Origin of the sequence: Streptomyces sp. NPDC017890 (assembly GCF_044328675.1) — a bacterium.
Taxonomy (GTDB): domain Bacteria; phylum Actinomycetota; class Actinomycetes; order Streptomycetales; family Streptomycetaceae; genus Streptomyces.
Genome location: NZ_JBIRHU010000030.1, coordinates 42,249 through 62,141 on the forward strand (window position 1 = coordinate 42,249; position 19,893 = coordinate 62,141).

Below are 19,893 nucleotides of genomic sequence, written 5' to 3' on the forward strand. Positions count from 1 at the left end.
CCGGAGCGGCCCCTTTGCCGTGTCAGCGTTGCTCCAGGGTCACTTCGGCGTCCGGGAAGAGCGGCTGGAAATCGGAGACCGGGAACCAGTGCCCCTGTCGGTTCCACATGATCACCGTATGGACCCCGGGAAGTCTGGCCGCCAGGGCGGCGAGGTGCTCGGTGCCCTCCATCGCGGCCACCCGCAGCACCTCGACACCGGGTAGCTCGGGCATGCGGCCGATGGAAGCCGGCAGGTTTCGGATGATCGCCGCGTTCACGTAGAGGTGGGTGAGTCCGGGTAGCGCGGCGACCTCCTGCCAGTCGGCCGCCGTCAGTTCCGTGTTCAGCGGTCCCAGGCTCAGCGTGTGGAGCGACTTCCACTGCCTCAGTCCCCGTAGCCCGGTGGTGTCCGTGCTGTGGTGGCCGAGGAAGAGGAAGCCCAGCGGAGCACCGGTCGGCAGTGTCTCGGTGAGATCGTCGCCGGGCAACTCCTGGACGAGAGAGAGCGTGGTCAGCGACGGCAGCGACCGTAGTCCCGACAGGTCGGCCACGGGGTCGAGGACGAGCTCGGTGAGGGGCAGCGACGCCAGCCGGTCCAGGTCCGTCACGCCCGGGCAGTCGGTGAGCTCCAGCCTGTTCAGCGAGCTGAAGCACCGAAGCGCGTCCAACCCGGTCAGATCCGGGTTCTCGCGGATGTTGAGCTCGGTCACCGCACCGGGCTCCGGTACGGCGGCCGCGATGGCATCGGCCCGGTGTGGACCCGACACGCGCACCGCCGCCCAGGGGCGCATCCCGGCGAGCGCCGCGAGCTGGGCCGGCGAGGAGCAGTCGATGTACAGGTTCGCCCGGTCGAGGTGATCCAGGACCTCGGACGCGTACTCCTCGGTGTCGAACCGGTGCCAGGTTCCCGTGAGCTGCCGCCGCACGTTCAGGTCCGAGTGGTTCCGGAAACGGCGCAGCACGGCGAGCGCTCCATTGTGCTCGTCCCGGCCGAGGAGGGAAGCGGTGACCGTGACGCCCAACGCCTCCTCATCGGTCAGGCCGTCCGGGCCCGGCAGCAGCTCCAGCACCAGCGGTCCGGCCCCCGCCAGTTCCCGAGCGGCCTCGTTGCCCCGCGGTGGAATCAGCTCGGCGGCCCGCTCCTCCACGTCCGTCCTCGTAGCCGGAGCCAGCGTCGTCGTGTGCTCCAGGCAGGCCAGCGCCAGTAGCGTGAGCCGTGGCACATCCCTGGCCAGCAGTTCTTCCAGCACGGTGACACGCTCGTGAGGCCGGGCGTGAGCCATGGCCATGCGGATGACGTCCTCCCACTGGGTGTCGTCGGCATACCTGAGAAGAACGTCGAGGTGACCCTCCGCAACGGCGTACCGGGCCGCAAGGTAGTCCTGGAAGGTGCGGTGGACGAAGTCCACGACGTCCTCGGCGGGGCGGCGCAGCACACCGCTGCGCAGCAACAGATTCCGCAGCGTCGCGGCAGGGTCCGGGTGGCCGACGGCCGACGCGAGGGTGGGCAGCGCCCGCCCCACGATCCCCTCCGCCTTCTCCAGCGCCATTTCGTTTCGGCCACTCAGTACAAGGGCGTAGGCGATGCGTTGGAGCAGTTCGAGCTGGGCCTCCTCACCCATCTCCGGTCCTTCGGACCGGCCCATGCCCCGCTCCCGGTCCCGGCGGGCGAGCAGCATGGTGAGGGCCGCGTCGTACAACTCCTTGCGTCCGGTGGGCAGGTATCCGCGACGTTCCCGGTGCAAGGCGCAGACCAGCCCGCACATCAACGGGTTGACGACGAGCCGGGCCAAGTCGCGCTTGGTACGCAAGGAGTCCAGAAGCGGCTGCTCGTACTCCGGGGCGTTGGCTGCCGCGTGCCAGCGGTGCACGAAGGTGGCGACCTCCGTCCGGCCCATGGGCGCCAGGGTGAGCTCTCGAAAGCTCTCCTGCGCCAGCCAGTCCGCGCGTACCGCGGTGGGGCGGGTGGTGAGCAGCCAGCGGTTGCCGGGGTAAGTGAGGATGAGGCCGCGCAACCACTCCCTGGTCGCCTGCCGGTCGGTTGCCGGGATCTCGTCCAGGCCGTCGACCAGGACGAGTGCCCGGCCCGCGTTCAGGACGCGTTCCGCCCAGCCGTCCGGTGGCGCCAGCGGGCATCCCGCCGCCCCCAGGAAAGCGGCGGGTACGGGGAGCGAGGCGACGCGGATGAGGGTGCGCAGCGGGAGGACGTACGGGATGCGCGTCCCCTCGCGTGCGGCGGTCACCGCCAGCCACTGCACCAGGGTCGTCTTTCCGGAGCCCGCGTCACCGCGTAGTAGCACCCGGGGTTCCCTGTCCAGCGTCTCGTCGGCGGACATCCGCCTGGTGCGGCCCGACGACGCATTCTCGCCGGGCCCGGCGTCCGGGTCGGGTTCTCGGTCGGCGGTCGCCTCCAGGCTCAGGTAGGCGACCTCCAGCGGCCACCGGTCCGGCGAGTCGCGCAGGTCGATGCCGTAGATGGTGAGGTGGTTGTGCCGTTCGGCGACGTAGGACAGGTACCGGCGCTCGAACGCCGTGTCCCGGGCGTCAGGGCGCGGCACCCGTGTGATCAGCTCGTCGACCTTCGCGATCAGTTCGGCCTGGTCGCGGGTCTGGGCGACCAGCGTCCGCGCGACGAACGTCGACCGCCGGGTGAAGAACTCCAGGACGTGCAGGCAGGCCCACTCGGTCGCGGAGTCGAGGAAGTAGCCGGCGTCGGCGGACAGGCCGGTGCCCGTTCCGGGCCCGGAGGCCTGCTGCCGCAGCCGGCCCGCCAGTTCCCGGTGCCCCAGCCGGACCGCCTGGACGTCGTCCATGTCCAGGTCGCCGAAGGCGAGCAGCCGGGCGCCGAGGGCGTCGGCGACGGCGGTCTCCTCGTCGCGCGGGAAGGGCGGCTCGCCCGGGGAGTCCAGGGAGTCCCCGACCAGCCGCCCCGCGAGCCTGCACACCTCCTTCTCGCCGAGTGCGCGCCGCTCGCCCCGGAACGCGACGAGGTGGGTGAGCCGGACCGGCCTGTCGACCAGTCCGGCGCCGGGCCCGCCCGTCAGGAAGAGCTTCTTCACCAGCGGGGCGATCAGGCTGGACGCCAACTTCCCGCCGAGTACCGCCGGTTCCATGTGCCACCCCCGTGGTCGGTCGACCAGGGGAGCTTATCGGGCGGCGTCAGGACAGCCGGCCGTCGTAGTCCGGGAGTTTGAAGGTCTTCTCGGCGTGGCCGCCCGACAGGTCGGTGGCACTGTTGCCGATGTTGGCGATGATCGTGTAGCCCTTCGACTCGATCTCGGCGCGCTGCTCGGTCTTGTACTCGGCGACGTCCCGGAACAGGTCGAGGAAGCCGCGGACGTGGACGCCGGAGGACTCGTAGCCGGCGTGGGCGAGGTTCCACTCGGTGGGCGCCTCGATGATGCCCGGGCGGGCGGTCACGAAGAACAGGGCGACGCCGTGCTCCTGGGCGTACTGGGCGGCCTGAAGGACCGGCTGGTTGGCGGGCTGCGGGTAGCTGAAGCCGAAGTCGGTCTCCAGGGAGGTGTTGTCGATGTCGAGGACGATCGCCGGCTTCTCGCCGGGGGCGGCGTCGGCGATCCGCTCCTTCAGGTACGGCAGCGCCTGGTCCATCACGGCCCGGCAGTCCTTCTGCCAGGTGTCGTAGTCGGCGTCGGCGGCCGTGGCCGTCGCGGCGGCGGGCGCGGAAGCGCTCGTGGCGGCCGCGGCGTCCGCCGGGGAGGCGAGGGCGACGAGGGCGGCGGCGGAGACCGCGCTCACCGACGCGCGACGCAGCCAGGGGCGTCTGTTCATGGAGTTCCTCTCACGTCCGTACGCGCTGCTTGTTGTCGAGTGCATGCTCGGGGGCGAGGGTGACGTGAGAGGAACTGTAGGGTTACTGATCGGTAGGCCGCCAGTTCCTTGCAAGGGATGGCGAGATTCCGCCCAGGGGTCAGTGCGGGGTGCGCGGGTTCCCGGGGACGGGGGCGGGCAGGTGGCCCGCGTTGCTGGTGCTGCGGCAGTACGTGGTGTTCACGCGTCGCGGAGCCGTGTGGGCGGCCGACGGGCCAGGTCGTCGGTGTTGTCGGGGTCGCTGTCGGTGTCGGTGTCGGTGTCGGTGTCGGTGTCGAAACAGGGTGAGCGGCACGGCCCGGGGGGACACCTCGGCGGGGGTCCCGGGTCCCGCCCCGGTCCCGCGCCAGGACGGCCACGTAGCTCGGTCTGTCCCAGGGGCAGAGCGCATCGGCCACGGCGTCCACCTCGGCCCCGGCCGCGGACGCCTCGTACGCGCCCCGCTCCACCGGCACGGACCAGCCTGTGCTGCCCCTTCCCGCCGAGGTTCCGCTACTCGCCCCGGAAGGACGCCGACGCCGACAGCCGTACCGGCCTGGCGGCCGGCCGGGCTCGTCGCGGTCCTGGTCCCGAGCACTGCCGGATCCCCTTCCCCCACCCCGCCCGCGAACCGCGCGAAAGGCCGTTCCGGCGTAGCCCCCGTCACATTCACCGGTCTTTCGATCATGCCCGCCGGTGATGTGCCGCACAGGCCGTTTGCCCTGTACTAGGAGGAATAGTGGACACCGCAAGAACTACGAAAACGGGCATATCGCAGCGCCGGGACGGTCGATTCGCGGGCCTCTGAGCTGGTTCTGTCCGTAATGGGAGCTCTGTGGAGAGTCGAGAAGTATCGTGCTGAAGTACTAAATAACGTCGTAGGTCACACCTTTGTGCGGTTCGGGCCCCCCGGGTTACCAATGTGGAGCCAGCCCGGTGAGCGCCTTCGCGTCACACCGGAAAGGCATCCCTCTGTTCCCGTCCCCATGAGGTTCGAATGTTTCCGCGTGTCACGTCCCGTTCTTCCCGTACGACCATCCGCACCCGCGCCGCGGTGATGGCCGCCGGCCTCGGAGCCTCGGTCGCACTGGGAGCCGGGGTCGCGGCCGCCACCGGCACCACGGCGGCCAGCACCTCCACCGCCGCGAGCGCCGTCGAGGCCCAGGCCGCGGCGCAGGCCAAGGCGGCGACGGCCGAGAAGGCCGGCGCGAGCACCGCCAACGCCAAGAAGACGGCCACCAAGAAGAAGGCCGCCTCCTGGGTGGACCCGGTGAAGCAGTACAAGCTCACTGCGAGCTTCGCCCAGAACGGCGGCATGTGGGCGAGCAAGCACAGCGGCCAGGACTTCGCCGTGCCGATCGGCACCAACGTCGTCGCCGCGCACGGCGGCACCGTCGTCAAGGCCGGCGGCAACGGCGCCGGTGACGGCCCCGCCTACGGCAACGCGATCGTGATCAAGCACGGCAACGGCACGTACTCGCAGTACGCGCACCTGTCCAAGGTCAACGTGAACGTCGGCCAGGTCGTGAAGACCGGCCAGTCCATCGCCAAGTCCGGCAACACCGGTAACTCCAGCGGCCCGCACCTGCACTTCGAGATCCGTACGACCCCGAACTACGGCTCGGCCGTCGACCCGGTCGCCTTCCTGCGCGCCAAGGGCGTGACCGTCTAAGGAACAGGGGCATGGAGCCGGGGCCGAGGGGCTACGCGCCTCCCGCGCCCCGGTGCGCCTGGGTCACCAGATCGGTGGCGACCTCGAGAACGGCCGCGCGCCTCTTCTCGGGGTCGTCCTCCAGGTCCTGGAGGACGAACATCCCGGCGTGCAGCGTGAACATCGCACTGACACAGCGGACCTGGTCGACCAGGTCCGCTTCCGGGTCGATGAGGATCTCGCGCAGCCCGAGCATGCGGTTCTTGAACATCTCGCCGATGCGCAGGTCACGCACCGTCGCCTGGTTCTCCTGCATGAAGCGGAACAGTGGCGCCGCGCCCGCCAGCACCTCGCCGTAGCGGCGGACGATCTCCTGCTTCGTCTCCAGGGTGTGCGGCTGCTCCCGCCCCCACGCGATCAGGTCCCCGATCGGCCGGGTGAGGTCCTCGAAGATGCCGACGAGGATCTCTTCCTTGGTCTTGAAGTGGTAGTACAGCGCCGCCTTGGTGACGTCGAGGCGCTCGGCGATCTCGCGCAGCGAGGTCTTCTCGTACCCCTGCTCGGCGAAGAGCTCGAGTGCCACGTCCTGGATGCGCTGGCGGGTGTCCCCACGGCGTCGCTGCTGCTTGGTGCTGTCCATCGTGCCGCCCATCCTCCTACGCACCTCCTGTTCCGCGCACTTCCCGAACCGTTGCCCCGCACTTTCCGGAAAACTTACTTGACGCCCGGCTAGTTACGCGTCTACCTTCCCGAGCGTAGTCAACTTGCCGGTCGGCAAGTAAGCAAGCGAGTGCACAGCGGTGGCTGGGGGAGTGGGAGCGATGACGGACGCACCGGAGGCAGGGGCCGGCGTCACCGGCGGCGGCGAACAACCGAGAAGCGTGCGGGTGGTCCTGCTCGCGCTCATGATCGCGATGATGCTCGCGATGCTCGACAACATGATCATCGGCACGGCGATGCCGACGATCGTGGGCGAACTGGGCGGCCTGGAGCACCTCTCCTGGGTGGTCACCGCCTACACCCTCGCGACCGCGGCCTCCACCCCGCTGTGGGGCAAGCTCGGTGACATGTACGGGCGCAAGGGCGTCTTCATGACGTCGATCGTGATCTTCCTGATCGGCTCGGCGCTCAGCGGCATGGCCCAGGACATGGGCCAGCTCATCGGGTTCCGTGCCGTCCAGGGTCTCGGCGCCGGCGGTCTGATGGTCGGCGTCATGGCCATCATCGGCGACCTGATACCGCCGCGGGAGCGTGGCAGGTACCAGGGCATGATGGCCGGCGTCATGGCGCTGGCGATGATCGGCGGACCGCTGGTCGGCGGCACCATCACCGACCACTGGGGCTGGCGCTGGTCCTTCTACATCAACCTGCCGCTCGGCGCGGTCGCGCTGGTCGCCATCAGCGCCGTACTGCACCTGCCGAAGAAGCGCAGCCAGGCGCGGATCGACTACCTGGGCGCCGCACTGCTGACCGTCGGCATCACCGCCATCGTGCTCGTCACCACCTGGGGCGGCACCGAGTACGCCTGGACCTCCGCGCGGATCATGGAGCTGATCGGCATCGGCGTCGCCGCGCTGGTCGGATTCGCGTTCTGGCAGACCCGTGCCACCGAGCCGGTCATGCCGCTGCACATCTTCCGCAGCCGCAACTTCACGCTGATGTCCCTCATCGGCTTCATCGTCGGCTTCGTGATGTTCGGCGCCACCCTCTTCCTGCCGCTGTACCAGCAGGCGGTGCAGGGCGCGTCCGCCACCAACTCCGGGCTGCTGCTCCTGCCCATGCTGGGCGCGATGCTCGTCACGTCGATGGTCGCCGGGCGGGTCACCACCAACACCGGCCGCTACAAGATCTTCCCGCTGGCCGGCGGCGCGCTGATGACCGTGGGGCTGTACCTGCTCTCCCTGATGGACACCGACACCAGCCGCTTCACCTCCGGGGTGTACATGGCGGTCGTCGGCCTCGGCATGGGTTGCCTGATGCAGATCACCATGCTGGTGGCGCAGAACAGCGTGGAGATGAAGGACATGGGCGTCGCGTCCTCCTCCACCACCCTCTTCCGCACCCTCGGCTCCTCCTTCGGCGTCGCGATCATGGGCGCCCTGTTCAACCACCGCGTCCAGGACGTCATGGCCGAGAAGGCGGGCGCGCTCGACTCCCAGGTGACGGAGCAGTCGGCACAACTGGACGCGGCGAGCCTGGCCAAGCTGCCGGAGGCGGCACGCGTGGCGTACCAGGACGCGGTGTCCTCCGGCACTCACGGGGCGTTCCTCCTCGGCGCCGCGGTGGCGGTGGTCGCGCTGGTCGCGGCGGTCTTCGTCAAGGAGGTGCCGCTCAAGGGGGCGGGGCCGAAGGCGGCGGAGGGGCCGGCCGACGGGGACGGCGGCGGCGGGGCCACGGCGAAGGCGTCGGTCACCGAGTCGGTCTGACGGCGAGGCGGTCTGGCGGCGAGGCGGTCTGGCGGCGAGGCGGTCTGGCGGCGAGCCGGCCGGTCACCGAGCCGGTCCGGCGGCGATGCGGTCCGCCGCGTGTTCAGGAGGTCTCCGGGTGCTCGCTCCTTGCGACGCCCGGAGACCTTCGTCGTACCGGACAGCCGGGACGGCCTATGACAGGTGGTAACAGGCGGTGACAGGTGGTACTAGGTGGTGACAGGCGATGGCAGGCGATGGCAGGCGATGGCGGGCGATGGCAGGCGGTGACAGGCGTGAATCCTTCCGGGCCCGTCGTGCCTCTCATAGGCGTGCGGACGACCGCGTCCGCCCCGCATCCCACCGGGAGGACCCCATGACCACCGTCGTCATCGCCGTCGCGGCCGCCGCGCTGCTGCTGTGCGCGTGCACCGTCACGCTGCTGCGCCGCCGGAGGCGTCAGCGTGGCTGACCACGCCTGGCCCGGCGCGACCCTGGTCGCCGCGGCGCAACGCGGGGACGTCGAGGCGCTCACCGCGCTGGTGTACGGCTCCTTCCCCCATGTGCACCGGTTCGCGCGCACACTGTGCGCGACACCCCAGGACGCCGAGGATGCCGCCCAGGAAGCGCTGATCATCCTCTACCGCAAGATCGGCATGCTGCGCGCCTCCGGGGCGCTGGCGTCGTGGATGTTCCGGATCGTCCGCAACGAGTGCCTGCGCCGCACCCGCGCCCTGCTCCGCCGCGGACCGGCCGACGAGCCGGGCCTGCTCGGCACGTCGGGCCGGTCCGGCACGTCGGGCCGCCCCGGTGCGTCGGGCGGCCGGTTCGACGCGTTCGGCGGCATCGCGCGGTCCGCCGAGGAGGACGTCCTGCTGTGTCTGGAAGCCGAACGCGTCGCGGCGGCCGTCGCCGCGCTGCCCGACGACCAGCGTCAGGTGCTCGTCATGCGGGACATCCAGGGGCTGCCGGGCCGCGCCGTCGCGGGCCGGCTCGGGCTCAGCACCGCCGCGATGAAGTCCCGCCTCCACCGGGCCCGTTCGGCGGTGCGGGAGGCACTGCGCGACGAGGCGGCCGGAGCGAGGGAGACCGATGACGACAGCTGACCCGACCACGGCGACACCCACCACCACGCCCACCACACCCACCACCACGCCCGGTTCCACGCCCGGTTCCACGCCCGGTTCCACACGCGGCGCCGCCGGGGCGGAACGCGGGGGCTTCGGAAGCGCCACCGTCCCGCGTCATCTGGCACGGGGCGCCGTCGGGTTCGGCGCGATCGCCGGGTCCCTCGCCCTGCTGCCGGTGGCCGGCCCGGTGAGCCTGCTGCTCGCCCCGGCCGGTCTGCTCGCGCTGCGCGGCTGCCCGGTGTGCTGGGTGATCGGCCTCGTGGAGACCGTCTCGGCCGGGCGGCTGCGTCGGTCCTGCGCGGCGGAGGGGAGGTGTGAACTGACCCGCGCCGGGCCCTAGGCGCACGGACGAGGACGTCGCCTGTCAGGACACGCCCCGGGACGGCACGCCCTGGGACGACCGGTCCGGCAGCATCGGGTAGCTCCCGGTGTTCGTCGGCGCGTGCTCCGGCAGCCACAGGACGGCGACCGCGCCCTCGGCCGGTACGTGCTCGGGCGCACCGGCGGGCCGTACGTTGCGGAAGGTGAGCCGGGCGCCCAGTACCCGGGCCTGGCCGGCCGCGATGGTCAGGCCGAGCCCGTGTCCGCGGCCCGCCCGGTCCGTGCTGCCGGTGCGGAAGCGGCTCGGTCCCTCGGCGAGGAGGTTCTCGGGGAAGCCCGGCCCGTGGTCGCGGACCCGGATCACCCGGCCCTCGACGCTGACCTCGACGGGGGGCCGGCCGTGCCGGGCGGCGTTGGCGAGCAGGTTGAACAGGACGCGCTCCAGGCGGCGGGGGTCGGTGGTGACCTCCGACTCGTGCACCACGTGGACGGTGACGTCCGGGTCCTTGGCCGCCACCCGCCGGGTCACGAAGTCGCCCAGCATGATGTCCTGCAGCTCGGCCCGCTCCGAGGCGCCGTCGAGCCGGGCCACCTCCAGGACGTCCTCGACGAGCGTGCGCATCGCCTGCGCCCGGTCCAGCACCAGCTCGGTCGGCCGGCCCGGCGGGAGCAGCTCGGCGGCCGTCAGCAGTCCGGTGACCGGAGTGCGCAGTTCGTGCGCGATGTCCGCGGTGACCCGGCGTTCGGCCTCCAGTCGCTGCTGCAACGCGTCCGCCATCGCGTCCACGGCACTCGCGAGGTCGTCTGTCTCGTCCCGGACGACTCCGCCGATGGCGTCCCGGACGCGGATGTCCGGCTCGCCGTTGGCGACCTGGTGCGCGGCGGCGGCGGCCTTGCGCAGCCGGCGTGACAGCTGACCGCCGATGAGCACGCCGAGCGCGCTGCCGCCGAGGACGACCGCGATGGAGCCGATGACCAGGGCCTGGTCGAGGTCCTGGAGGATGTCCGCGCTGCGGTCGGTGAACCCGGTGTGCAGGGACATCACGTGCCCGTCCTTGAGCGGCACCGCTGCCCAGATGTCCGTGACACCGCTCGGCCGGTCGGAGACGTACGTCGCGCGCCGCCCGTTCTCGACCTTGCGGCGCAGCTCCGGCGGCAGGGCCGGGTCGTCGATCCGGGCGTTGGGGAAGTTCTGCCGCCCGGACAGCTCGTAGTTGCGCTGGGCGACCTGGATGCGTTCGTCGGCGAGGTCGCGGGCGTTGTCCAGCATCGACACCCGGGCCGCGTTGTGCACGACCAGGCTCAGCGCGACCGCCACCAGCGCGCCGACCAGAGCGATGGCCGCGCTGAGCTTCCAGCGCAGCCCGGTACGGATGCTCAGCCCGGCGCGCGTTCTCAGCCCCGTGCGTGTTCTCATCCCCGTGCGGGTTCGCAGCCCCGTGCGGATGCCCGGGTGCCCCGGCGGCGAGGCGGTGTGGCGTCGGAAGAACCCCCGCATATCCCTGTGTCCCCGCTCAGGCCTTCAACTTGTAGCCGAAGCCGCGGACCGTCTCGATCCGGTCCTGGCCGATCTTGGTGCGCAGCCGCTGCACATGGACGTCGACGACGCGTGTGTCACCGCCCCAGCCGTAGTCCCACACACGCTCCAGGAGCTTGTCGCGGGAGAGCACCGTGCCCGGCGCGGAGGAGAACTCCAGGAGCAGCCGCATCTCCGTGGGGGTGAGCGCCACCGGCCGTCCGGCCCGGCGCACCTCCATGCCGTCGGTGTCGACCACCAGCTCGCCGAAGGTCAGCACGCCCCCGGTGTCCGCGCCGCCCTGCGCCTCCGCCCGGTCGCCACCGCCGGCGTGACCGAAGCGGCGCAGCACCGCGCGGATCCGGGCCACCAGTACGGCTCCGTCGAACGGCTTGGTGACGTAGTCGTCCGCGCCCGCCTCCAGGCCGAGCACCACGTCGATGGAGTCCGCCCGCGCCGACAGCATGATCACCGGCACGGTGGACTCGTCCCGGATCCGGCGGCACAGGCTGACCCCGTCGAGGCCGGGGACCATGACGTCGAGGAGCGCGATGTCGGGACGGTCGGCCCGGAACGCCTCCAGGCCGGACAGCCCGTCGGGCATCGCGGTGACCGCGAAGCCGTCCCGCTCGAGGGCGAGCTGGGTGGCCTCGCGGATGACGTCGTCGTCCTCGACGAACAGGACGTGGGTCTGGTCTGCCATCCCGGTGCTCTCAGTCCTCGTTGTGATGGTCGGGTCGTGTCGGGCCGCCGGAAGCGGTCGCCGGATGCGGGTGCGGTCACGTGCGTCAGGTGCGGTCACTCGGGCAGACGCCGGGATCGCGCACCGCGTTCACTTGGCCATCGGTTCGAGCGGCCCGATCGGTTCACGCGCCGTGTGCGTCAGCTGTCCGGCTCCGGCTCCGGCACCTCGGTCGGTGCGGTCCCCACGGCGTTGCTGTAGTCGTTGTGTGTGCGGTACTCCTCGGTGAACCGGCCCGACGCCCAGCGGTACGTGGTCACGATGTCGCTGGACGGACCGGACACCGAGTCGCCCTTCTCGTAGACCTGCTTGGTCACCACCAGGTCGCCGCGGTCGATCTCCGCGTAGAGCGGAGGCTCCTCGGCCAGGAACACATTCTGGTACGCGTCGCCCTCCTCGCGGTACACGTAACTGCCCACACCCACAGCGTCACCGCACGTCAGCACGTTGACCACGACGTCCTCCGCCGGGCCTCCGGTCAGCTCCCCGTACGACACGTCGATGGGGTACTGATCGCCGACGCACGGCTTCAGTTCGCGCTTGACCTCGGCGGAGACCTTGGGGTCGTCCTGGACGAGGCGTACCGCGTCCACGCGGTCGGGGACCGTGGAGGGGGAGGCCGCGGGCGAGGAGGTGGCGGCGGCGCCGCCCACCGCGTCCGCGTGGGCCGGGCCCTCGTCACGGGTGCCGGTGCCGCCGGTCCCGCAGCCGGACAGGGAAACGCCGAGGGCGACGAACACGGCCACCGCCGTACTCGCCGCCTGGACGTTCCTCCGGGCCTGGCCGGGGCTCCGGCCGATGGTCAGGCCGCGCAACGCTCCCGCTCCTCATGCTCCAGCGCCCGTGCGTCCAGGTCGCGGGCGACCAGCTCCTCGCGGAGCCGGGCGAGCGCCCTGTGCAGCGTGCTCTTGACGGTCCCGGCCGACATGCCGAGGGCGGCGGCCGTCTCCTCCGTTGACATCTGCTCCCAGTGTCGCAGCACCACGACACTGCGCTGCTTCGGGGCGAGCACCTTCATGACGTCCATCAGCAGGGCACGGTCCGCGTGCTGTTCGGTGGAGTCGTCCACGCAGGCCTCCGGGAGCTGCTCGGTCGGCACCTCCTCCAGCTTCCGCGCCCGCCACCACTCGGTCCGCGTGTTGATCATCACCCGGCGCAGGTAGGCGTCCGCCAGCCGCTTGTCCTCTATGGTCTCCCAGCGGCGGTACGTCCGCGCCAGCGCGGTCTGCAGCAGGTCCTGGGCATCGACGGGGTCCGGGACCAGACGACGGGCGCTGCGCAGCAGCGCGTCCTGCCGGGTGCGGACGTACTCCTCGAACCCGAGCACCTCGCCCTGCGCCATGGTCAACCGCCTTCCGATCCCCGTTTTCCGGCGGCCTGGTCACCCGCCGGCCCACTGCCTGTGGTCCGTAGTCGTCCTGTGCCCGAGGGGCACGGAAACGAAGGTAGGGAAGCGTTGTCACGGCGCTGTGCGAAGCAGCCTGCGGCAAACCCTCGGCTGCCCGTCGGTTGTGTAACGGAAGCAGGGACGAGGTGAAGCGGTGGGCTACCAGAGGGCGGTAAAGGGTGATTAGTCCGGCGGCGCCGCTGTCACGGAAGCCACCGCGGCGCTGACCCACCTCTGCGCCGCGGCTGTACGTCGCCTCTGTACGACACCTCTGCGCCGCGGCTGTACGTCGCCTCTGTACGGAACCCCTGCGCCGCTGATGTACGTCAGCTTCGGCTCAGTGGCAGCCGGTACGTCCTGTCCGCCAGTGGTTCCACCAGGCCGTCCGCGACGAGGCCGTCCAGGGCGCGGGCGCGCTGGACCGGTTCGTGCCACACCTGGTCGAGGGCCGCCTGCGGCACCGGCCCGTGCGCCTCCCGCAGCACCGCGAGCAGCCGGCCGCGCACCTGCCGGTCGGTGCCCGCGTACGTCTGGCCGCGCCGCGGCGGCCCGTCGTGCGCGGGCTTGCCGGCCAGCCGCCAGGCGCACCGGTCCGCGATCGGGCAGCGGTGGCACGACTCGTTCTTCGCCGTGCAGACGAGTGCGCCCAGTTCCATGGAGGCGGCGGCCCAGCGGGCCGCGATCGCCTCGTCGTCCGGCAACAGCGCACGCGCCAGCTTCCGCTCGGCGGCGGTGGTGGCGTTCGGCGGGTACTGCGCACCGGCGACCGCCCGGGCGAACACCCGGCGGACGTTGGTGTCCAGTACGGCGTGCCGCTGGCCGTAGGCGAAGGAGGCGACCGCGGCGGCCGTGTACTCGCCGATGCCGGGCAGCGCCAGCAGCTGGGCGTGGTCCGCCGGTACGTCGCCGCCGTGCCGTTCCGTTATGGCCGCGGCGGCGCCGTGCAGGCGCAGGGCGCGGCGCGGGTAGCCGAGCCGGCCCCAGGCGCGGACGGCCTCGCCGGGCGCCTCCGCGGCGAGGTCGGCGGGGCGCGGCCAGCGGGCAAGCCACTGCTCGTAGACGGGCAGCACACGGCTCACCGGAGTCTGCTGGAGCATGAACTCACTGACCATCACACCCCACGCGCCGGCCTCCGGGCGCCGCCACGGCAGGTCGCGGGCGTGCTCGTCGAACCAGTCGATGACGGGGGCGTGCAGCAGCACACCGGACGCGGCCCGCTCGCCGCCCGCGGCGGACGCCCGGACACCGGCACCGGCACTGGCGCCGGCACTGACGCCGGTCGCGGAGACGGCGGCTGGGGCCGGGGCCGGGGCCGGGGCCGGGGCCGGGGTGCCGGAGACGGCGGCCGGGGCCGGACCCGCGGCGGGGTCGGAGGGGCCGTTGTTCGAGGGCTTCGTGGGCGCAGTCATGACCCTCCGATCCTGCCACGGGAGGACCACCGCACGGGCGCACCGCCACCCGGTGGCGGCGAGGACACCTGACGATCGGCAGGGGCGCGGCCCTGCCCGCCGCTTGTAGCGTCGGCCCCATGGAAGCTATCCGTCCGGCCGACGGCGCCGGGACCGGTGGTGCCGGGCCTGGCGACGGTACGGGTGCCGATGGCGGTACGGGTACTGGCCACGCCCCCGCCCGCTCTGCCCGCACCGCCTGCTCTGCTCGCCCCGCCTTCCTCGGCAGAGGCGCCCTCCTCTGGGGCGCTCTCGCCCTCCCCGCCGTCACCGCGGACCGGCTCGGGATGAACGAGCCGCGTCCCCTCTGGCAGCAGCTGGCCGGCCTGGGTGTGCTCGCCGCGGCCGTCGCCCTCTCCCGGCGGTGGCCGTTCGCCGCGTTCGCGCTGACGGCGGGCCTCGGCCTGGCCGCCGCCCCCGCTCTGTTCAGCGTCTCCTACGGCCCCGCCCTCGGCGTCTTCGCCCTGCTGCTCGGCCTGCGCGCGGAGCGGGCGCGCCCAGCGGTGGCGGGCTTCGTCGTCGCCGGCGTCGTCGGGACGGTGCGGATCGCGCTGGTCGGAGTCGATCCGGCGCCCGAGTGGCTGGTGCTGACGGGCACGCTGCTCTTCGGCTGCGTCTTCCCCTGGCTCGGCGGACGCTACTGGCGGCAGAGCCGCGCGCTCGCCGAGGCCGGCTGGCTCAGGGCGGCCCGGCTGGAGGACGAGCAGCGGCACGCCGAGGAACGGGCCAGGATGCGCGAACGGGCCAGGATCGCCCAGGACATGCACGACTCCCTCGGTCATGAACTGAGCCTGCTCGCCCTGCGCGCCGCCGCCCTCCAGGTCGCACCGGGCCTCGCCGCCGACCACCGCGCCGCCGCGGCCGACCTGCGCGGCGCCGCCGCCGACGCCACCGACCACCTGCACCGCATCATCGGCGTCCTGCGGGACGTGTCCGTCAACGACGAGCCCGCCCCGCTGACCCCGGCGGGCGAGAGCGTCGAGGAACTCGTCGCGCGGGCCGCCGAGTCGGGGCTTCCCGTCCGCTGGGCCCCGCGGGACACCGCCGCCCCGGCCCTGGAGGCCGGCGGCATCGCCGAACGCCTGCTGCACCGGGTGGTGCGCGAGGCGCTGACCAACGCGGCCCGGCACGCGCCAGGCGCGCCCGTCGTCGTGGCGGTCACCGGGCAGGCCCGCGGTACGACGGTCACCGTCACCAACGGACCGGCCGCCCAGGAGGCGTCGCCCTCGTCGGGCGGTTCGGGCCTGCTCGGGCTGCGCGCCGCCGTCGCCTCGGTCGGCGGCGACTTCCGGGCCGGCCCGCACGGGGCGGGGTTCCGCGTCCGCGCGTACGTCCCCGCACAGCAGGCCCCCGCCCGCGCCCCCGCTCCCACCCCCACCGCGAGCTCCGTCCCCTCGGCGCCCTTCGCCCGCGCCCGCCGCCGGGTCGCCGTCGGCCTGGGCGCCGCCGCCGGCGCGGGCGTCCTGCTGATCGGCGCGGCCTTCGGCTGGTACGCGTACACCGAGACGCACTCGGTGCTCAGCCCCGCCGTCTACGCGGAACTGCGCCCGGGCACGTCGTACGACGAGGTCGCCCCCCTGCTTCCGGACCGCGCGGTCCACGACCCGCCCGTCGAACGCGCCCCCGAGCCCCCACCGGACGCCGACTGCCGCTACTACCGGTCGAGTGGCGAACTCCTCGTCTCCGTCGATCACTTCCGCCTGTGCTTCGACGACGAGGGGCGCCTGGTCGCCAAGGACATCGTCCCCCGCTCCGGCCTGTCCGGCGAGGGAAGCGCGCAGTACGAGCAACACGAGCAGCAGCGGAAGCAACAGCAGCAAGACCAGCAACACGAGCAAGACGTGCAACGTGAGCAACAGGAACAACACGGGGGGTCCGTACGGTGATTCGGGTACTGCTGGCCGACGACGAGGCGATGGTCCGGGCCGGGGTGCGCGCCATCCTGGCGAGCGGTGGCGAGAGCGAGGTCGTCGCCGAGGCGGGAGACGGCCGCGAGGCGGTCGAACTGGCCCGCGCCCACCGCCCCGACGTGGCCCTGCTGGACATCCGCATGCCCCGCCTGGACGGCCTCGCGGCCGCGCGGGAGATCGTACGGACCGTCCCCGGCACGGCCGTCGCCATGCTGACCACCTTCTCCGAGCAGTCCTACGTGGCCCGCGCCCTGGCCGGTGGCGCCACCGGCTTCCTGCTCAAGTCCGGGGACCCCTACGAACTGATGGCGGGTGTGCGGGCCGTGTCCGAGGGCGCCGCCTTCCTGTCCCCGAAGGTCGCCCGGTACGTCATCGAGGACCTCGGCAGGGGCGGGGGCGGCGGCCGGCTCGCCCGCGAGGAACACGCCCGCGCGCGTGTGGCGCGGCTCAGCCCCCGGGAACGCGAGGTCCTCGGCCTCGTCGGCGCGGGCCTGTCCAACCCGGAGATCGCCGCCCGGCTGCACCTGGTCGAGGGCACGGTGAAGGCGTACGTGAGCGCGGTCCTGGAGCGGCTGGAGGTACGCAACCGGGTGCAGGCGGCGATCGTGGCGTACGAGGCGGGGCTGGTCGAGACGGACGCCTGACGCGTCTCAGCGGCGCCGGTGCGAGGTGGCGGCGTACGCGGCGGCGGGTGGGACGGCGGGCCCCGGGCCGGTCAGCCACCGCACCGCCGGCGCCGACGACGCACGCATCGCCTCGGCCAGCCGCGTCGCCGGACGTATCCCCAGGCGTACGGCCGCGGCGGCGACGACGGCGCCGAGGAGCAGTCCGGCGGCGACGTCGTGCGGGTAGTGGACGCCGACGAAGACCCGCGAGAAGGCCATCAGCAGGGCGAGCGGGGCCGTCAGCCAGATGACCGCCCGCCGGATCAGGGCCAGGGCGACGGCGGAGGCGCCCGCTATCGTCGCGTGGTTGCTCGGGAAGGACCAGTCGCCGGTCGGCGGGCATTCCGCCAGGGACGGCACCGCGCCGGCGACCGCCCGGCACGGACGCTCCTGTGTGAAACCGGACTTGAGCAGCTCACTGCACACATACGCCACAGCTGTGGCCAGGGGTGCAAGGCCCGCGATCGCGAACGCGTGAGGGCTGCCGCGTCGCGACCGCCACCAGGCGATGACGAACAGCGCGCCGAACAACAGGATTCCCCCCTCCGTCCACACTTCCGCCGTGTGCTGGGCCCACGTTGGGGCGTCCTGGGCGAAGCCGGTGATATCGCGGTAGAGCTCGTCGTCCTCGAAGGTCATACTCACGGACGGTAAGGGGCGGCGCGATACGGTCACACCCTGCGATCGGCAGGTGCGGAACCTGACGATCGGCAGGGGTTCGGGCCGGTCTCCGGAATGATGATCCGTAAAAGTTGCGGGTCTGAACGGCGGGTGGGACAAGGGAACGCGCCGATCTCTCGTACAGTTTGCGCCGTGGGATCTCTGCGCAATCCGGTCGGGCCGCTTCCCTCCACCATCTACTGGCGACGGAGGGCCGTACTGCTGTCCCTGTTCGCACTGTTGGCACTGCTGATCACGTGGGTCGTGGTAGCCGGCGGCGGAGACGGTGGCAAGGACCGGGAGGACGGCGCCGACGGCAAGAACCCGGCTCCTTCGATCACTCCCGGGCCCTCGGGGTCCGGGCCGGCGATCAGTCAGGCGCCGGGCGGGCGCGACGAGTCGGGGAGCGGGGGCTCCGGCGGGTCGGGCGCGGGGTCAGGGAGCGGTGAGGGAGCCGGTGACGGGTCCGGTTCCGCTTCCGGCGGCGGTGGGTCCGGTGGCGGCGCGGGGTCCGATGGGCCGGGCAGTGCCGGCGGCGGCGGTTCCGCGGGCGGCGCGGCGACCGGCGTCGGCGCGGGTGACGCCCTGCCGGCTGGGTCGAGCCTGCCCAACTGCACGTCGGGCGCCGTAAAGTTGAGCCTGCGCAGCGTCCGCAACAACTACACCCCCGGTCAGACGCCCACCTTCGAACTGACCGCGCGGAACGTCTCGGGCAGCGACTGCAAGGTCGATCTGGGTCCGGAGCACACGGTGTTGACGATCACGCCGGCCAGCGGCGACGACGCCTACTGGTCCTCCGACGACTGCGTCAAGGGAACGGGCAGCCTGCAGTACCGGGTGGCCGCCGGCAGCGGAATCACCTACACCGCGAAGTGGGACCGCAAGCCGAGCGCCCCCGAGTGCGGGACGCCTCCGGCGGGGTCGGCCCAGGCGGGGACGTACCTGGTGGAGGCGAAGGCGGCCGGGTTCGAGAAGGTGCAGACGTCGTTCGTGCTGAAGAGGGACTGACGACAGCCCGACGCCGGCGCGGCCTTTGCCCGCGCCGACGCTCGGCCGCACCGCTCACACCTACGGGCCGGGAAACACCGCTCACACCTACGGGCCGGGAAACCCCGCTCAGGCGTACGACCGGGGTGTACGGCTCATACGTACCGCTCCAGGATCGACGACTCCGCCAGCCGCGACAGGCCCTCCCGCACGCTGCGCGCCCGCGCCTCGCCGACGCCGTCCACCGTCTGAAGGTCGTCCACGCTGGCGGCGAGCAGCTTCTGCAGGCCGCCGAAGTGCTCCACCAGCCGGTCGATGATCGCGCCGGGCAGCCGCGGGACCTTCGCCAGCAGCCGGAAGCCGCGTGGCGACACCCCGGAGTCCAGGGCCTCCGGGGAGCCCGTGTATCCCAACGCGCGGGCCACCGTGGACAGTTCGAGCAGCTCGGCGTGGCTGAGCTTGTCCAGCTCGGCGAGTGCCTCGTCGACCGTGCGGGACCGCTTGGCGGTCGGCTCGGGCACGTAGTCCCGCACGACCAGCTCGCGCTCGGGTTCCACGCCGGCGATCAACTCGTCCAGCTGGAGCGCCAGCAGCCGTCCGTCCGTGCCCAGCTCCACCACGTACTCGGCGATCTCGGTCGCGATGAGGCGCACCATCTCCAGGCGCTGGGCGACCGCCGACACGTCCCGGACGGTGACCAGGTCCTCGATCTCCAGCGCGGACAGCGTGCCCGCGACCTCGTCGAGGCGGAGCTTGTACCGCTCCAGGGTCGCCAGGGCCTGGTTGGCGCGGGAGAGGATCGCCGCGGAGTCCTCCAGGACGCGGCGCTGGCCGTCGACGTAGAGGGCGATGAGCCGCATGGACTGGGAGACGGAGACGACGGGGTAGCCGACCTGCTTGCTGACCCGGTCCGCCGTACGGTGCCGGGTGCCCGTCTCCTCCGTGGGGATCGTCGGGTCCGGAAGCAGCTGCACGCCCGCCCGCAGGATCTTGGACAGGTCCGAGGACAGCACGATGCCGCCGTCGAGCTTGCACAGCTCGCGCAGCCGGGTCGCGGTGAACTCGACGTCCAGCACGAAACCGCCCGTGCACATCGACTCGACGGTCTTGTCCCAGCCCAGCACCATCAGACCGCCGGTGTTGCCGCGCAGGACCCGCTCCAGGCCGTCCCGCATGAGCGTGCCGGGCGCCACCGCGCTCAGCGAGGCGCGCATCAGGCCATCGGCACCGGCGCTCCCACCGGACCTTCCGGGAGCTGCTGCCCGGTCGTTGGCTGCCAC

Annotated in this window: 17 protein-coding genes; 7 read left to right on the plus strand and 10 right to left on the minus strand. The window is 72.3% G+C overall.

Annotated features, from left to right (window positions below; translation table 11 throughout):
- Nucleotides 1–22: 22 nt before the first annotated feature.
- Entirely contained in the window at nucleotides 23–3,094 is a 3,072-nt protein-coding gene (locus tag ACH4F2_RS31195; protein WP_398136099.1) for an NACHT domain-containing protein, read from the minus strand.
- Between the two features lie 46 nt (nucleotides 3,095–3,140).
- A complete protein-coding gene (locus ACH4F2_RS31200; RefSeq protein WP_398136100.1) occupies nucleotides 3,141–3,773 on the minus strand; it encodes an HAD family acid phosphatase in 633 nt (210 codons plus the stop codon).
- Nucleotides 3,774–4,788: 1,015 nt separating this feature from the next.
- Here ACH4F2_RS31200 and ACH4F2_RS31205 point away from each other — a divergent pair.
- Nucleotides 4,789–5,463, plus strand: a complete 675-nt coding sequence (locus ACH4F2_RS31205; RefSeq protein ID WP_398136101.1) for a M23 family metallopeptidase — start codon at nucleotides 4,789–4,791, stop codon at nucleotides 5,461–5,463.
- 31 nt (nucleotides 5,464–5,494) lie between these two features.
- Here ACH4F2_RS31205 and ACH4F2_RS31210 read toward each other — a convergent pair whose 3' ends face one another.
- On the minus strand, nucleotides 5,495–6,094 hold the full coding sequence (locus tag ACH4F2_RS31210; protein ID WP_398136102.1) for a TetR/AcrR family transcriptional regulator: 600 nt from the start codon (nucleotides 6,092–6,094) through the stop codon (nucleotides 5,495–5,497).
- Between the two features lie 169 nt (nucleotides 6,095–6,263).
- Here ACH4F2_RS31210 and ACH4F2_RS31215 point away from each other — a divergent pair, with 169 nt between their 5' ends.
- From ACH4F2_RS31215 to ACH4F2_RS31225, 3 genes are all read left to right on the plus strand, one after another.
- On the plus strand, nucleotides 6,264–7,868 hold the full coding sequence (locus tag ACH4F2_RS31215; RefSeq protein WP_398136103.1) for an MDR family MFS transporter: 1,605 nt from the start codon (nucleotides 6,264–6,266) through the stop codon (nucleotides 7,866–7,868).
- A 443-nt stretch (nucleotides 7,869–8,311) separates the two neighbouring features.
- Nucleotides 8,312–8,953 carry an RNA polymerase sigma factor gene (locus ACH4F2_RS31220; protein ID WP_398136104.1) on the plus strand — a complete coding sequence of 214 codons (642 nt, stop codon included), beginning with the start codon at nucleotides 8,312–8,314 and terminating at the stop codon, nucleotides 8,951–8,953.
- Nucleotides 8,940–9,317: a hypothetical protein gene (locus ACH4F2_RS31225; protein WP_398136105.1), complete on the plus strand. Its 378-nt coding sequence runs from the start codon at nucleotides 8,940–8,942 to the stop codon at nucleotides 9,315–9,317. Before ACH4F2_RS31220 ends, ACH4F2_RS31225 begins: the two co-directional genes overlap by 14 nt.
- 24 nt (nucleotides 9,318–9,341) lie before the next feature.
- On the opposite strand, the gene cseC is transcribed toward ACH4F2_RS31225, so the two are convergent.
- The 5 genes from cseC to ACH4F2_RS31250 all read right to left on the minus strand — a co-directional run bounded on the left by cseC (nucleotide 9,342) and on the right by ACH4F2_RS31250 (nucleotide 14,352).
- Nucleotides 9,342–10,796, minus strand: a complete 1,455-nt coding sequence (gene cseC, locus ACH4F2_RS31230) for a two-component system sensor histidine kinase CseC (protein ID WP_398136106.1) — start codon at nucleotides 10,794–10,796, stop codon at nucleotides 9,342–9,344.
- A 16-nt stretch (nucleotides 10,797–10,812) separates the two neighbouring features.
- Entirely contained in the window at nucleotides 10,813–11,517 is a 705-nt protein-coding gene (gene cseB / locus ACH4F2_RS31235; RefSeq protein ID WP_398136107.1) for a two-component system response regulator CseB, read from the minus strand.
- 179 nt (nucleotides 11,518–11,696) lie between these two features.
- The gene (locus ACH4F2_RS31240) at nucleotides 11,697–12,371 is read right to left on the minus strand and encodes a hypothetical protein (protein WP_398136108.1); all 675 of its coding nucleotides are present in this window, start codon (nucleotides 12,369–12,371) and stop codon (nucleotides 11,697–11,699) included.
- Entirely contained in the window at nucleotides 12,359–12,898 is a 540-nt protein-coding gene (locus ACH4F2_RS31245; RefSeq protein ID WP_398136109.1) for a SigE family RNA polymerase sigma factor, read from the minus strand. The genes ACH4F2_RS31240 and ACH4F2_RS31245 overlap by 13 nt, the downstream gene beginning before the upstream one ends.
- 371 nt (nucleotides 12,899–13,269) lie before the next feature.
- Entirely contained in the window at nucleotides 13,270–14,352 is a 1,083-nt protein-coding gene (locus ACH4F2_RS31250) for an A/G-specific adenine glycosylase (protein ID WP_398136110.1), read from the minus strand.
- Nucleotides 14,353–14,678: 326 nt separating this feature from the next.
- Here ACH4F2_RS31250 and ACH4F2_RS31255 point away from each other — a divergent pair, with 326 nt between their 5' ends.
- Nucleotides 14,679–16,277: a sensor histidine kinase gene (locus ACH4F2_RS31255; RefSeq protein ID WP_398136111.1), complete on the plus strand. Its 1,599-nt coding sequence runs from the start codon at nucleotides 14,679–14,681 to the stop codon at nucleotides 16,275–16,277.
- A complete protein-coding gene (locus ACH4F2_RS31260; protein ID WP_398136112.1) occupies nucleotides 16,274–16,945 on the plus strand; it encodes a response regulator in 672 nt (223 codons plus the stop codon). Before ACH4F2_RS31255 ends, ACH4F2_RS31260 begins: the two co-directional genes overlap by 4 nt.
- Before the next feature lie 6 nt (nucleotides 16,946–16,951).
- On the opposite strand, the gene ACH4F2_RS31265 is transcribed toward ACH4F2_RS31260, so the two are convergent.
- Entirely contained in the window at nucleotides 16,952–17,605 is a 654-nt protein-coding gene (locus tag ACH4F2_RS31265) for a phosphatase PAP2 family protein (RefSeq protein ID WP_398136113.1), read from the minus strand.
- 174 nt (nucleotides 17,606–17,779) lie between these two features.
- On the opposite strand from ACH4F2_RS31265, the gene ACH4F2_RS31270 reads away from it, so the two are divergent.
- Nucleotides 17,780–18,634: a hypothetical protein gene (locus ACH4F2_RS31270; protein ID WP_398136114.1), complete on the plus strand. Its 855-nt coding sequence runs from the start codon at nucleotides 17,780–17,782 to the stop codon at nucleotides 18,632–18,634.
- A gap of 134 nt (nucleotides 18,635–18,768) precedes the next feature.
- Here ACH4F2_RS31270 and disA read toward each other — a convergent pair whose 3' ends face one another.
- On the minus strand, nucleotides 18,769–19,893 hold the full coding sequence (gene disA, locus ACH4F2_RS31275) for a DNA integrity scanning diadenylate cyclase DisA (protein WP_398136115.1): 1,125 nt from the start codon (nucleotides 19,891–19,893) through the stop codon (nucleotides 18,769–18,771).